This window comes from Pedococcus sp. 5OH_020 (genome assembly GCF_027812955.1).
Lineage (GTDB): Bacteria > Actinomycetota > Actinomycetes > Actinomycetales > Dermatophilaceae > Pedococcus.
In genome coordinates, this window is record NZ_JAPYZV010000011.1 from 61835 (window position 1) to 76110 (window position 14276).

The 14276-nt window shown below is 68.7% G+C and carries 13 protein-coding genes and 1 riboswitch; of the genes, 4 read left to right on the plus strand and 9 right to left on the minus strand.

Translation table 11 applies throughout. The annotated features are described in order from the left end of the window. Window positions 1-28 precede the first annotated feature (28 nt). The 7 genes from PHA84_RS18070 to PHA84_RS18100 all read right to left on the minus strand — a co-directional run bounded on the left by PHA84_RS18070 (window position 29) and on the right by PHA84_RS18100 (window position 7158). Window positions 29-937, minus strand: a complete 909-nt coding sequence (locus PHA84_RS18070) for an ABC transporter permease (protein ID WP_270889537.1) — start codon at window positions 935-937, stop codon at window positions 29-31. Beyond that, the gene (locus PHA84_RS18075) at window positions 937-1794 is read right to left on the minus strand and encodes an ABC transporter ATP-binding protein (RefSeq protein ID WP_270889538.1); all 858 of its coding nucleotides are present in this window, start codon (window positions 1792-1794) and stop codon (window positions 937-939) included. Before PHA84_RS18075 ends, PHA84_RS18070 begins: the two co-directional genes overlap by 1 nt. Beyond that, window positions 1791-2804 (minus strand): ABC transporter substrate-binding protein, encoded by a 1014-nt coding sequence (locus tag PHA84_RS18080; RefSeq protein WP_333742375.1) that lies wholly within the window; start codon window positions 2802-2804, stop codon window positions 1791-1793. Before PHA84_RS18080 ends, PHA84_RS18075 begins: the two co-directional genes overlap by 4 nt. Before the next feature lie 89 nt (window positions 2805-2893). Next, window positions 2894-3469, minus strand: a complete 576-nt coding sequence (gene ssuE, locus PHA84_RS18085; protein WP_270889539.1) for an NADPH-dependent FMN reductase — start codon at window positions 3467-3469, stop codon at window positions 2894-2896. 263 nt (window positions 3470-3732) lie between these two features. Beyond that, window positions 3733-3847: riboswitch (SAM riboswitch) on the minus strand. Window positions 3848-4224: 377 nt separating this feature from the next. Then, window positions 4225-5148 carry a phosphotransferase enzyme family protein gene (locus PHA84_RS18090; protein ID WP_270889540.1) on the minus strand — a complete coding sequence of 308 codons (924 nt, stop codon included), beginning with the start codon at window positions 5146-5148 and terminating at the stop codon, window positions 4225-4227. A gap of 160 nt (window positions 5149-5308) precedes the next feature. Then, a complete protein-coding gene (locus PHA84_RS18095) occupies window positions 5309-6274 on the minus strand; it encodes an alpha/beta fold hydrolase (RefSeq protein WP_270889541.1) in 966 nt (321 codons plus the stop codon). A 290-nt stretch (window positions 6275-6564) separates the two neighbouring features. Continuing rightward, window positions 6565-7158, minus strand: a complete 594-nt coding sequence (locus PHA84_RS18100) for a YdeI/OmpD-associated family protein (RefSeq protein WP_270889542.1) — start codon at window positions 7156-7158, stop codon at window positions 6565-6567. Between the two features lie 252 nt (window positions 7159-7410). On the opposite strand from PHA84_RS18100, the gene PHA84_RS18105 reads away from it, so the two are divergent. After that, window positions 7411-9561: an MMPL family transporter gene (locus PHA84_RS18105; protein WP_270889543.1), complete on the plus strand. Its 2151-nt coding sequence runs from the start codon at window positions 7411-7413 to the stop codon at window positions 9559-9561. A 9-nt stretch (window positions 9562-9570) separates the two neighbouring features. Here PHA84_RS18105 and PHA84_RS18110 read toward each other — a convergent pair whose 3' ends face one another. Beyond that, window positions 9571-9834, minus strand: a complete 264-nt coding sequence (locus PHA84_RS18110) for a hypothetical protein (protein WP_270889544.1) — start codon at window positions 9832-9834, stop codon at window positions 9571-9573. A gap of 54 nt (window positions 9835-9888) precedes the next feature. Here PHA84_RS18110 and PHA84_RS18115 point away from each other — a divergent pair, with 54 nt between their 5' ends. Then, a complete protein-coding gene (locus PHA84_RS18115) occupies window positions 9889-11160 on the plus strand; it encodes an adenylate/guanylate cyclase domain-containing protein (protein ID WP_270889545.1) in 1272 nt (423 codons plus the stop codon). A gap of 32 nt (window positions 11161-11192) precedes the next feature. Here PHA84_RS18115 and PHA84_RS18120 read toward each other — a convergent pair whose 3' ends face one another. Continuing rightward, entirely contained in the window at window positions 11193-11525 is a 333-nt protein-coding gene (locus PHA84_RS18120; protein ID WP_270889546.1) for a TfoX/Sxy family protein, read from the minus strand. Between the two features lie 68 nt (window positions 11526-11593). Between PHA84_RS18120 and PHA84_RS18125 the strand changes: the two genes are divergently transcribed. Next, window positions 11594-12604 carry an aldo/keto reductase family protein gene (locus PHA84_RS18125; RefSeq protein WP_270889547.1) on the plus strand — a complete coding sequence of 337 codons (1011 nt, stop codon included), beginning with the start codon at window positions 11594-11596 and terminating at the stop codon, window positions 12602-12604. 156 nt (window positions 12605-12760) lie between these two features. Further along, entirely contained in the window at window positions 12761-14161 is a 1401-nt protein-coding gene (locus tag PHA84_RS18130; protein WP_270889548.1) for a nuclease-related domain-containing protein, read from the plus strand. The last annotated feature ends 115 nt before the right edge of the window (window positions 14162-14276 follow it).

A 14276-nucleotide genomic window follows, 5' to 3' on the forward strand; every position in this document is an offset into this window, starting at 1 on the left:
TTCCTTCCAAGGGTTCTTGTGGCGATGGTCAGCGGGCCGAGTGGGCGCCGCGCCAGCGGGAGAAGTGCCGCTCGAGCCGGACGAGCACGGTGTTGACCAGGAGTCCGAACAGGGAGACGGTCAGGATCCCGGCATACATGTCCGGGATCTGGAAGCTGCTCTGGGCGTTCACGATCAGGTAGCCCAGTCCGGCCTTGGCGCCCACCATCTCGGCGGCGATGAGGACGAGGATCGAGGCCGTGCCGGCCATCCGGACGCCTGTGAAGATGGTGGGCACCGCCGAGGGCAGCACGACCTTCTGGAACAGCCTCAGGCTCCCGAGTCCCAGGGAGCGCGCCGCCCTGACCAAGAGTGGGTCCACGGTCCGGACGCCGGCGATCGTGTTGAGCAGCACCGGGAAGAAGCTCGCGTAGGCGACGATCGCGATCTTGCTGGTCTCCCCGATGCCGAGCAGCAGGACGAAGACCGGCAGCAGCGCGAGGGCGGCGGTGTTGCGGAAGGCCTCCAGCAGCGGGGTGAGGAACTCGCGCAGCCCGTCGTACCAGGCCACCACGAGTCCCAGGCCGATGCCGGCGACGACGGCGAAGCTGAACCCGATCGCGGAACGGCTCAGGCTCGCGGCCACGTGCTGCTGGAGCTGGCCGCTCTGGACCAGGCCCCACCAGGCCTGAAGTACCTCGTGCAGCGGTGGGAGGAACACCTTGCGGGCCGGGTCCAGCAGGTGCTGCGTGCCGTACTCCCACAGCAGCAGGAACAGCACGACGGCCGCCGACCGCCGGGCCAGCCGCCCGATGCCCCGCGTGACGCGACGAGCTCTGGTATGCCGCGGGGTCACCGCCCCGGTGAGGGTCGGCCCGGCTGAGGCGCCGAGATCCTGGGAGTCCAGACCCCCCGATCCCGCGAGGTCGCCTGCTGTGTCGAGGGTTGCTGTGCTCATCAGGCTGCCTTCTCTGTGCCGTCGGGCTGGATCTTGAGGTGACCGGCGTCCTGCGCCCTGCGGACCTCGTCGTGCAGGAGGGTCCAGACCTCGTGCCGGTAGTGGACGAAGCGCGGGTCGGACCGCAGGTCTGTGGTGGCCTCGCGTTCGCCGAGGTCGATGTCGACCAGTGCCTTGAGCTGCCCGGGCCGCGAGCTCAGGACGGCCACCCGCTGGCCGAGGTAGACCGCTTCCTCGATGCCATGGGTGATGAAGACGACCGTGGTGTCGGTGGCTCGCCAGATCCGCAGCAGCTCTTCCTGCAGCTGCTCCCGGGTCTGCGCGTCGAGGGCCGCGAACGGTTCATCCATCAGCAGGATCCCGGGTTGGTAGGCGAGGCTGCGGGCGATGGCCACGCGCTGCTTCATCCCGCCCGAGAGCTCGTGCGGGTAGCGGTCCTCGAACCCCTCGAGCCCGACGAGGGCCAGGTTGTCGCGGGCGCGTTCGCTGCGCTCCCGACGGCTCAGACCGCCCTGCTCGAGACCGAAGGTGACGTTGGCAAGAGTGGTGCGCCAGGGAAACAGGGCATACTGCTGGAACACGATGCCGCGGTCCAGCCCCGGGCCAGCCACCTCCGCACCGTCCACGAGGACCCTGCCGCTCGTGGGCCGGGTCAGGCCACCAAGCAGGTCGAGCAGCGTCGTCTTGCCCGACCCGCTCGGTCCGACCAGCGTGAGGAACTCACCGCGCGGCACCTGCAGCGAAAGGTCATGCAGGGCGACCAGCGTGCGGTTCTGCGGCTGGTCCTTCGTGGCCCGCAGGGCGAACTGCTTGGTCACATGCGACAGCTCGATGTGGGCGCCGTCGTGACCGCTCATGACGCAGCCCCGGCCGCGAGTGCATTGAACCTGTTGGTGTACAGCTCGCCGGGGTTGAGCGCGCCCTGCTTGACGATCCCGCTCTGCACGAGCCAGGGCTCCCAGCGGGTGAAGTCCTGGTCGCTGATGACACCGCCCTTGCTGGGGATCCCGACGCTCTTCCAGTACTTGAGGTTGTCGGTCTTCTCGTTGCGGCCCCGCTCGTCGATGATGGCGGTGAAGCGCGCGATGACCTCCTCGCGTGGGCTGGTTCGCTCCCACTCGATCGCCTTGGCCACTCCCGTGACGAACTCTTTGGCGGCGGCCGGGTGCTGGGCGATGAAGTCGTCCCGCAGGACGTACTGACCGCCGTTGAAGGCGCCGAACAGCTGGTAGTCACTGAACAGTGACCTCAGCCCTCCGGTGGCGATGGCGTGGTCCTGCAGGACTCCCGACAGGGTGCCGACGTCCACCTGACCGCGACGGACAGCCAGCTCGGTGTCGTTCGGGGGCAGAGGGACGAGCTGCACCTGCTTGATCTCCGCCGGGCTCAGCCCGTTCTTCTGCAGGTAGGTGTCGATGACGGCCTCGGCGTGCGCGCCGAGGGTGTTGACGGCGATCTTCTTGCCTATGAGGTCGCGAGCGCCTCGAATCGGGCTGTCGTCCTTGACATAGAACCCGTTGAAGGACTTGGCATCCTCGCCGTAGTAGTTCACGACTGCCTTGACCGGGGCTCCGGCCGCGATCAGCTTGACGACCGCACCTGAGAAGGCGCCACCGAAGTCGGTCTGACGGGTTGCCGCGGACTGGATGTCCTGGGGGCCACTGGTGGTGTTGCCGACCCAAGTGAGCCTGATCGTCGGGAAGTAGCCGAGGTCGGCCGCCAGCTCGGGAAGCGAGACGGAGTTGGCGTTGCCCTGATAACGCAGTGTCACCGGGCCCTTGTCCCGGCCGGACGTGCTCGCCCCGCTCGACGGGAGCGAGCAGCCGCCGACGAGGACCAGGGGTAGTGCAGCGACGAGGGAAGTCACTATGGCCGGGCTCGACGCGAGTGAGCGACGTGGGGTGAGGGAACCACTTGGGTTGAATGAACGCTGTGGGTGGCGAAGGAGGGTGCGCATCAGGCCACCGCCTCGCGACGAGCAGCGCTGGCGGCGACCAGGGACCGGCCGGCGACGGTGTCGAGGAAGCCAGCTGTGACCTCGCGCAGCGGTCGCTGGGCGGCCTCGTCGAGCAGCACCTCACCGCCCTCGAGGAGGGTCACGTGCTCGGCCAGCACGAACCACCCCGGGGTGATGCTGCTGGGCGCGAGGCTTGCGAGCACCGGCCGGAGTGCGTAGTCGACGACGAGCACATGGGCTGGCGTGCCACCGGTGGCCACGGGGAGGACCACCTTGCCGCGAAGCGCGAACTGCGGCAGCAGGTCCAGGAAGGTCTTGAGCAGCCCGCCGTAGGCCGCCTTGTAGACGGGCGTTGAGACGACCACGGCGTCGGCGGCGTCCAGGGTGGCCACGGCCCGGGCAACGTCGGGGTCGTGCGCGTCGCCACGCAGGAGGGGCGCTGCGGGCAGGTCCCGCAGCACGATCGGCACGACGACGTGGCCGGCGCGTTGGAGCTGCCGGGCGATGTCGGAGAGAACTGCATCGGTCTTGGACGAGAGGGAGGGGCTGCTGGAGATCGTGGCAATGACAGCCATGGCGGTTCCTTTCGGGCACAGGGCATCTCCGGCCCGGCGCGAAGGCGCAGAGCCGTGAGGCAGAGAAGGGTTTCGCTACACCGAGGAGTCAGGGCGCGGTTGCGGCGAGGAGAGGGCGAGGAGACGCGTCAGCGACGACAGAGCGCGCTGGAGACCCTGAGCAGGTCGACGTGCCTGCGCAGGACCGGTCGACAGGAGCGATCAGCTGCCTGCCTGGATTCGTTGTCGCTCATCGGATCCCGTCCTCGAGTTGAGGCTCGAGAGCCTCGCGCTTGCGTCAGTCGCTCGACTGACGCCGGGTCCTCACCCGGAGCACCCAACCGCGAGTGGGAGGGTTGCCGTCCAGCGAGCCGGGGCTTGGCACTGGAGCTCATGACCTACGTCGAACGTAGTGGTTCAGTAGTTACCTACCAAACAAGTAGGATATACCTCTCGCATCGTGGGACGACAGGCGTCGCACACGCACGAAATCCGTTGCGCAGGAGGCTTTCAGCCGAGACAGCGGTCCGTCACACCGCCGCCTACCTGGGCCAAGGACAGGCCGGGCCAGACTGTCGGTGCGACCACGGTCCGGGTTTCGTTGGACGTAAGGCGACCCTGACCGTGTCGCAGCACAGGCCGTGGTAGCTGGCGCGCGGGCGATGTCCGCCGTGGCAGACCAGCCATACGGGCTGCGCCAAGGGCGAGTCGTCGCCCTATTCAGGCACCACTGGCTTATCGGGGGCCCGCTGAAGGGGTCCGTGTGGCTGGCGCGTTTACCCTGCCGTGCCACTCAAGATCGTGAAGGCGCGGAGGCTGGCCAGCTGCCGGTCCCACTGCGGGTGGCGGTCATAGGGTGCACGGAGCACCTCTAGCAGAAGCCGAGTGCGGGCCAAGGGGACGAGCAGGTCGTCCTCCTCGGGCGGGACCGGGCCGCCGGCAGCGCGGTAGGCCCGGACGAAGTCGTTCATCACGTCCCGGTTGAGCTCGCCGCCCTGGGACGAACAGAACGACAGCATGGCACTGGCGAGGTCCCAAACCAGCCAGTCGAGCTCTGCTTCCTCCCAGTCCAAGACCGCGCTCACTCGCCCACCGCGGACAAGCACGTTACCCGCGAAGATGTCGTTGTGGGTCAGGCCCGTCATTGGGCGGCGGTCCCGGTCGATCCACTCGACGAGGCGGCCGAGTTTGCCGCGTTCGTGATGTATCAGTGGTTGCCAAGCGTCGAACTCGGAGGGGTATGGGCCGACCGCGGGTAGCGGGAGTTGCAACAGCCGTCGATGGTCCGGCCGCTTCGAGACCCGAACCCCGCAGGAGTGCAGGCGACCCACTTCCACGGCGACGGCGTGCCGGTCTGCGTGTGCGGCCGGCACGCCGTCGGCCCATGGCACGAGCCATACCGGACGGTTGTTGTGCCAGAACCAGGTCGACCCGTCGAGCGCGGGCCGCGGGGCTAAGGCCTCCGGTAGCTCAGTGCTCACCGCTCGGACAAGACGGTGCTCCCAGTCCATGCTGGCGGCGCTGCTCGGCGGACGCTTGATGTGCAGCACAACAGGCGCGTGGCCGTCCTGATCGACTCTCAACACGTCGTTGGCGTACCCGCCTGTGAGGCGCGTGGCGGTCGAGCGACCGCGGAGGCCGTAGCGCTGGCAGACCGCGTCCCACAGGTACGGGAAGTCCGCGAGCACGTCATCATGCACGCCACCATCCTCGCCTACGAGTCCGCCATTGCGATCTCTCATGTCGGTTCCGAGATGCACTGGGCATTGAGGAGAGGTCGCCGCTCACCGCGTCATTGCGCCGCGGGAGCGGCAGACTCGCAGGGCGCTGCCTGCGGTGTCGTCGTGTGCGCCATGGCCTCTATGAGCTCGCACGGGTGGCCAGCTCGTCGTTCGCCTCACGCCAGCGCCCGATCATCGCGGGGCCGCCGTGACCGTCGCCCTCATCGACGATGAGGTTCGACTCGGGCCAGCTGCGGGAAAGCTGCCAAGCAGTGATGGTCGGCGAGGAGATGTCGCGTCGACCGTGAAGGAGGATGCCCGGGATGCCGTGCAGGCGCTCCATGCGTTCGAGGATGGGCGGTTCGCAGAAGCCGTCGTGGGCCCAGTAGTGCGCGGTGAGACGTGTGAAGGCCAGCCTGAAGCGGTCTTCGAGCCACCGGGTGTCTCGCTGGAAGCCTCCGGCGCCGATCGAGATGTGAGTGTCTTCCCACAGGGCCCACTCCTGGGACGCCGCCTCACGGACCGCTGGTTCCGGCGATTCCATGAGGCGGGCATATGCCTCGACCAGCCGCCCCTTCCCTCGCTTGTATCCGATTCCGGACTGCTCAGCGTGGCAGGCGAAGCGCTCCCATGCCTCGGGAAATATGTCGCCGACGCCTTCGGTGATCCAGTCGACCTCGCGGCGGCTGGTCGTAGTCACTGCGAACAGCACGAGACCGAGGACACGCTCCGGGTGAGCCTGCGCGTAGGCGAGCGCCAGCGTCGACCCCCACGACACTCCGTCAAGGATCCACGCATCGATGCCAAGATGTTCGCGCAGGTGCTCCATGTCCTGGATGAGGTGGGCCGTCGTATTTGTGACAAGAGAGGTCGACGGATCAGACGCGTGCGGCGTGGAGCGGCCACAGCCCCGCTGCTCGAAGCCCACTACCCGTGTGGCAGTCAGGTCGAAACGGTTGCGGTAGAGACTGGTTCCCAGGCCACCACCGGGGCCGCCGTGCACATAGAGCGCCGGGACCCCATGGGGAGATCCCCACTCCTCCCAGTAGATCTGCTGACTCTCACCGACGCCGTGCAGCCCCTGCTTACGGGGTCCCTCAGTCATGGGCACGCACGCTATGACAGCGTCCCGGGCAGGTCCACTGTCCCTCGCGGAACGTCGGCTTTGGCCGTGATGCGCGCATGGACGACGTGTGTCCCTCCGCGGCGTCGAGGCCGGGAGGCGCCTATCGGTTTGCCGGAGTCCAGACGTCCCGCGGCGCGACACCCGTGAAGGTAGGCCGTCGTCCCCCTCGGCCTGTTGCTGGCCAGCGTCGGGCGACGCCGGGACTTCATGAGCATCCGTGGGCGGTCTCGCACCAGGCGATCCGACAGATCGCCGAGGCCCGCCACGAGTCAGTGAACGGTCTCGTGGTTGTGGCACATCTCGACGAACCTCGCGATGCGCGCGGCCCGGGTCTCCGGCTTCTTCGCATCGTGGATGCGGTACAGGATCGCATAGCGGTTCGCGCCTCCGAGTGTCTCGAAGAACGCCTTGGCCTGCGGGTCGGCCGCGAGCGCTGCAGCCAGGTCGTCGGGGACGGTCGCACTCTTTTGGCCGGCGTAGGCCGCCGCCCAGCGGCCGTCCGCCTTCGCCGCGTCGACCTGCGCCTGCCCTGCCGGGTGCATGCGACCGGCCTTGATCAGCGCCTCGGCCTTGTCCCGGTTGATCTGCGACCATTTGCTGCGCGGCCCGCGGGGGGTGAAGCGCTGCAGCCAATAGGTCTCGTCGTATCCCCGCTTCTGCCCGTCGATCCAGCCGTGGCAGAGAGCGACGTCGAGCGCTTCGAAGTAGCTGACCGTCTGCGCCGCGCCCTTCTTCCCAATCTTGAGCCAGAAGCCGCGGTGGTCGGCGTGGTGCTCGGCGAACCACGCCTCGCAGTCGGGCACAGTGGCGAATGAGATCACCGGCTGGCCGGCCAGCTCCTGAGGCGTCTCCTCGCCGGACATGCGGCCATCCTGTCACCGCTCACCGACAGGATGGCCAGCTTCGCGTCGCTCCAAGCAGCGAGGACCGCGGCGCCGGACCGACCTCGCACCGCCAGGACCTCCACGCTGGCTGTCAGGGTTCCCCCTGAACGCCCCCTGAACCGACCAGCAATCGGCCCGGAACCTGTTGTGGTCCCCACCGACCGATCTCTACCTTGGTCGGGATGGCGCCGTGCGGGGTGCGCCGCAGCCCCACGGTGAGAGGCACGGACGATGACGCAGACACGCATGGACGACGTCGGGCGGTTCGCCTGGTTCCCGTCCTCCAAGGTGACGAAGTGGTTCGTGCTCGGCTTCTGGCTCGTCGTGTTGGCCGCCGCTGTGGGCCCGGCGGGGAAGCTGACTGGGGTCCTCAACAACGAGGCGGTCGCCTGGCTCCCGCAAGACGCGCAGTCGACGCAGGTCGTCAGACAGATCGAGGCGTTCCAGAGCAAGAACGAGTTCCCGGCCGTGATCGTCTACGAGCGCGCAGCCGGCATCACGCCACAAGACCAACAGGCCGTGGCCGCGCAGGTGGCGAAGTTCAACGCGCTCGCGCCGGTCAAGAGCGAGACCGTGGGACCGATCCCGGCCAAGGACGGCAAGGCCCTTCAGGTCGTCATTCCGGTGGATGCCGGAGACGGCGGCTGGGACACGCTCGGCGCCACCGTAGATGACCTGCGCCAGATCGGCAACGAGCATCCGGACGGCCTCTCCATGCACATCACCGGTCCGGTCGGGTATGCCGCCGACTCCTCCGAGGCGTTCTCGGGCATCGACGGCAAGCTGCTGTACTCCGCCATGGGGGTCGTGATCGTCATCCTCCTGCTGACCTACCGAAGCCCGGTCCTGTGGCTCATCCCGGTGGTCTCGGCCGGCACCGCTCTGTTCGTCGCCCAGGCGGTCATCTACTTCCTGGCCAAGGGCGACACTCTCACCGTCAACGCCCAGAGCTCCGGCATCCTCACCGTCATCGTTTTCGGCGCGGGCACCGACTACGCCCTGCTGCTCGTCGCCCGCTACCGGGAGGAGCTCCGCCGTCACGAGAACCGCCACGAGGCCATGGCGTTCGCGCTGCACCGCGCCGGGCCGGCCATCCTCGCCTCGGGCGCCACCGTCATCGCCGGCATGCTGTGCCTGCTCGTTGCCACGATGAACTCGACCAAGGGCCTAGGTCCGGTCGCCGCCATCGGGATCGCCGTGGGTCTGCTGGTGATGCTGACTTTGCTGCCCGCACTGCTCGTGGTCTGCGGCCGCTGGATCTTCTGGCCGGTGCGGCCCACGTACGGCTCCGTCGACCACACCCGCGACGGCGTGTGGGCGCGCGTCGGTCGCCGGATCGCGCGCGCCCCGCGACGCACCTGGGTCGTCACCTCGCTCCTGCTGGCGGTCGCCTCCCTGGGGATCCTCCAGCTCAACGCCGTCGGGCTGCAGAACAAGGACGCCTACTACGGCACACCGGAGTCCGTCGTGGGGGAGCAGGTGCTTGCGAGGCACTTCCCGGCGGGGTCCGGCTCGCCGGTCATGGTGCTCGCCAACGCCCGCCAGGCCGACGCCGTCAAGAGTCGGCTGGAGTCGGTCCCGGGCGTGTCCACCGTCGCTCAGCCGGTCACCAAGGGGGCGCGGTCGCTCATCCAGGCGACGCTCACGGATGCCCCCGACTCCGACGCCGCCACGGCGACCGTCGACCGCATCCGCGCCGCCGTCGCAGGCGTCCCCGCAGCTGACGCGATTGCCGGTGGGGACACCGCCACGCGGGCCGACACACTCCGCGCGTCCGCCGACGACAACGTCCGGATCATCCCGCTCATCCTCGGCGTCGTGCTACTGATCCTCGTGCTGCTGCTCCGTGCCGTCACGGCCCCGCTGATCCTCGTCGGCACCGTGGTGCTGTCCTATGGCGCGGCGATGGGTTTGTCGGCGTTGCTCTTCCGGCAGGTTCTCGGCTTCGCCGGCGCGGACTCCTCGCTGCCGCTGTTCGTGTTCGTCTTCCTCGTCGCTCTCGGCATCGACTACAACATCTTCCTCATGACCCGGGTCCACGAGGAGGCCAAGGAGATCGGCACCCGCCGTGGCGCCCTGCTCGGCCTCGGCGCCACGGGGGGCGTCATCACCTCGGCCGGGCTGGTGCTCGCCGGCACGTTTGCCGTCCTCGGCACCCTTCCCGTGGTGACCTTCGCCGAGATCGGGATCGCCGTCGCGCTCGGCGTCCTCCTCGACACGCTTGTGGTCCGCTCGGTCCTGGTGACCGCGCTGAACCTCGACGTCCGCGGGCGGATGTGGTGGCCGAGCCGCCTGGCGCGCACCGACCGTGACCTCGACACGGTGGACACGGCGCCGGAGGAGGAGCCGGAGGGCACTCCCGCTCTCGAGCCGGCTCACTGACGACGCGCACTACTGCTGGCGGTGCGGTATGCCGCGGAGCCGGGCTCCGTGGCATACCGCACGACGGTCTTGGGTGCTGACCGTTGGCAGGTGCCGGCGGTCGGCCAGTCCCTGGACCCTCAGTCCTGGACCGCGACGGGGGGCCTGGCGGACCGGGAGCACCACGTCGGTCCGACGGGGAAGCCATGGCACCGCGATCGCCGTCGCGGGGTTGGACCCGTAGACGAGCAGGGGCGCGAGGACGCCGGGGACGGGCAGGTGGCCCAGGGCCAAAGGTCCCGTCTCAACGCACCCTCGGACAGAGCCCCCGGTGCGTAGCATGACGCCATGGGGACGGCGGAGGTCCTCGGTCGGAAACGAGCCGGGCCTTGGGCTGTGGTCCACGGGCTGCTCGAGCGGCTATCCCGTCTTGGCGCTCGACCTGGCCTGACGGACGACGAGTCTCTGCGTCAGGGGACGCTTGTCCTCGCCTCCGTCCTCATCGCCCTGCTCGCGTGCGTCTGGGTCGGGACGTACCTCGTCCTCGGGGACCCGCGGTCGGCGGCCATCCCCGGGACGTACCAGCTGACCACCGTCGTGGGTCTTGTCATGCTCTCGCGCACCAAGAACTTCCCGGTGTTCCGCGTAACCCAGCTCTCCGTCTACCTCGTGCTGCCCGCGCTGCTCCAGGTCTCGCTGGGGGGCTTCGTGGCCTCGAGCGGAATCGTCCTCTGGGCGGTCATCGTGCCACTGGCGGCGCTGGCCCTCGTCGGACCGCGTGAGGCGACCCCGTGGCTCTTGGCGTACCTCGGTGAGGTCCTGGTCCTCGCCCTGCTCGACCCGCGGCTGGCGGAGCATCCCGCCGACGTCCCGCCTGCCGTCGCCACGGGCTTCTTCGTGCTCAACGTCGGGGGAGTCACGGTGACGGCCTACCTCATGCTGGGCTACTTCGTGGAGCAGCGGCAGAGGATCGGTGCCGCTCTCGAGGTCGAACGCGCACGTTCCGAGCGCCTCCTGCTCAACGTCCTGCCCGAGCCGATCGCCCAGCGGCTGAAGGTGCATTCCGGTGTCATCGCAGAGCACTACGAGCACGTGAGCGTCCTCTTCGCCGACCTGGTCGGCTTCACCACACGTGCGCAGACCATGCCGCCGAGCGAGCTGGTCGCCCTGCTCGACCGCATCTTCTCCGCCTTCGACCGGGTGGCCGACGCTGAGGGCGTCGAGAAGATCAAGACGATCGGCGACGCCTACATGGTCGCTGGCGGGCTGCCCGAGCCTCGACCGGACCATCTGGAGGCCGTCGTTCGCACGGCATTCGGCCTGCGCGACGAGATTGCTCGAATCGCGGGTGAGCCCGGCTTGGAGTGGCTCGCGATCCGCATCGGCATCGACGCCGGCCCCGCGGTGGCCGGCGTCATCGGACGCCGCAAGTTCATCTACGACCTCTGGGGCGACACGGTGAATACAGCGAGCCGGATGGAGTCGCACGGGCTGTCGGGCCAGATCCAGGTGACGGAACGCGTCGCGGCTGAGCTCGGCTCGAGCGTCACGGTGCGACCCCGCGGGACGATCGAGGTCAAGGGAAAGGGTCCGATGGCCACCTTCTTGCTCGACCGGTGACCCTTCCACCACGTGAACCTTCGGCGACCGTGTCAGTGGTGTGGAAGGCTGCGCGCGTACTCGGCGCTCCGGTCGACCCAGTCGCGCAGCTGGTCCTGCGTCGCGTAGCCCTCCTCGCGCACCCGCACCCAGCCTTTCATCGCCCGACCGCGCATCTCGAAGGGCACGACGGTGTCGCCGTCGAGGAGCGCCTCGGCGTCCTCGGGCTCCAGCCGCACCATCAACCCACCGCGGCCGCTGACGGTGACCGACATGTTCCCGTTCACGAGGAAGGTCAAGCCGCCGAACATCCGCTTCTCCGTGACGTCGAGGTCGTCGCCGACCAGGTCCCGGATCCGCTGTGCCAGCTCCTCGTCATACGCCATGGACCGATCCTGCCGCACGAACCGAACCCCGCCCAGCACAGTCCGGTTCCACGACATACGGTTGCAGCATGGAATTCCGATACCTCGGCAACAGTGGACTCAAGATCTCCGAGATCACCTACGGCAACTGGCTCACCCACGGCTCGCAGGTGGAGAACGACGTGGCGACGCAGTGCGTGCGCGCCGCGCTCGACGCGGGCATCAGCACGTTCGACACGGCGGACGCCTACGCCAACACGAAGGCGGAGGTCGTGCTGGGTGAGGCGCTCAAGGGCGAGCGGCGCGAGAGCCTGGAGATCTTCACCAAGGTCTACTGGCCCACCGGCCCGGCAGGCAAGAACGACACCGGCCTGTCCCGCAAGCACATCATGGAGTCGGTCAACGGCTCGCTGAAGCGGCTGCAGACCGACTATGTCGACCTGTACCAGGCCCACCGCTACGACACCGAGACGCCGCTCGAGGAGACGATGACGGCGTTCGCGGACATCGTCCGCCAGGGCAAGGCGCTCTACATCGGGGTCAGCGAGTGGACCGCCGACCAGATCCGCGAGGGCCACAAGCTGGCCCAGGAGCTCAACATCCAGCTCATCTCGAGCCAGCCGCAGTACTCCATGCTGTGGCGGGTCATCGAGGGCGAGGTCGTCCCGACATGTCAGGAGCTCGGCCTCAGCCAGATCGTGTGGAGCCCCATCGCGCAGGGTGTGCTGACCGGCAAGTACAAGCCCGGACAGCAGCCGCCGGAGGGCTCGCGTGCCGCCGACGAGAAGGGCGGCGCCGACATGATCAAGCGGTTCATGAACGACGACGTCCTCACCCGGGTGCAGAACCTGAAGCCCATCGCCGACGAGGCCGGACTGTCCATGGCCCAGCTCGCCGTCGCCTGGGTCCTTCAGAACCCGAACGTCGCCGCAGCGCTCGTCGGGGCCTCGCGTCCCGAGCAGGTGCACGAGAACGTCAAGGCCGCGGGCGTGAAGCTCGAGCCGGAGGTCCTCGGCAGGATCGACGAGGTCCTGGGGGACATCGTCGAGCGTGGCCCGGGCAAGACGCAGGAGACTGCCCCCAAGACACGCGTCGCCTGACGCCGGCGCACCCGCAGACGTTTCCGGTGGGGCGGCTGGATCAGCGATCCAGCCGCCCCCTCTGCTTGCCGCGAGAACCGACGCCTCGACGTCCGAACGGGCGTATTTCGCGCAAAACGGCCACGAGGCTTCAGCGAGCGAGGCACGATCTGGTCCGTGGGTGGCCCAGGGGGTAGTGCCGACGAGCACGCCAAGCGACTGATGGATCAGGCCGGCGCCTGGGCGGCTGGCGCCGAGGGGGAACGGCGCGTGGCAGCCGCTCTGGATGGCCTGCCTGCGGCGTGGACCGTGGTCCACGACCGCCTGTTGCGTCCGGGGAGGTCCGAGGCCAACCTCGACCACGTCGTCGTCGGACCTGGGGGCGTCCTTCTCGTCGACGCCAAGAACCGCGCCGGACGGGTCACGGAGCACGACGGCGGCCTATTCCAGCATCGCGTGCGGGACGGTCGTCGCGAGACGGTCAGCCTGGCGGGTGAGCTGAAGAAGGTCCACGGCATGGCGGCCTACATGGCGGCGGAGTCCGACCTGGCCGTCACGCCGGTCATCTGTCTTGCCGGCTCCCAGGAGGGAGAGTTCGGTGCCCCACGTATGGTGCGGGGCGTCTGGGTCGTGCCCTTGTCGGCACTCAACGGCTGGATCGGCTACCGGCCGGCTCTCCTCCGCCCTGAGGAGGTGGCGAGTGCGGTAACGCGCGTGCTGACCGACTTCCCCTCCACCACCACGGACCCCGACCTCCTCTCCGCGATGGGTAAGGCGGCCGAAGCGGGGCACGCGCGCCAGCGGAGCGGCCGAGGTGGCCGACCTCCGCGCAGTTCTGCACACCATGCTGCCGGCCCGGGCCGCTCGGGGCCGCGACCGCGGAAGCATGGCGCCATGCGCACGCTCGGTAGCCTCTTGGCCCTGATGGCTGCGACTGCCTTGTTCCTTGGCGTGCTGGAACGGCTACCGTCGCTTGTCCCTGCAGGACCCGAACGGAGCGCTGATGGGGACAGTTCTACGATCACACCGTCGGGGACCTCCTCCACCACAGGTGCCCGCGTAGCTACCGCGACGAAGAGGCCGGTTGCTCCCACCAAGCCGGCGGGCGACACGAAGAAGCCGGCCCAGACGAAGGTGACCGCGAGGGCCGCCGTACCCAAGCCGTTGGGGCCGCCTGACTGCGCGACGGCGACTGCCTCACAAATCAAGGCCATCATCAAGAGGTCAGTTCAACCCGTTGCGGTGAGCACCGGCTGCGCCTGGGGCACCAGGCTCGATGATGAGTCCACCGTCCTCGTGACGATCGTCATGACGCCCGACCACGCGCCATACGACACCGCGCTCGCAACGTCGGCGAAGCAGCGGCGGGTCGTGTTCGGCACCAGTCTGGACTCCACCTTCCTGCCTGCCACCAAGGCGTCCGTGGCGCGGGGCCGGCCCGTCACGAGGGGCTCCAGCGGGATCAAGGCGCGGGCGGACACGGTGGTGGTCGTGTCGACGAGGAAGCTGGGCATCTCCGATGACCGGGGCCGTCAGCTGGCTGTGGCGATCGCGGCAGCCGCCAATTTCGGCGGCTGAGTAACCGCTGAGCCCGGGGGCAAGGTCCATTGCTTGGGTGCGGCAGGGATCGGGCGCCCCACGCTGTCACAGCCCTACTCGCTATCTCGTCTCATGCACCACAGGCACTCAAGAC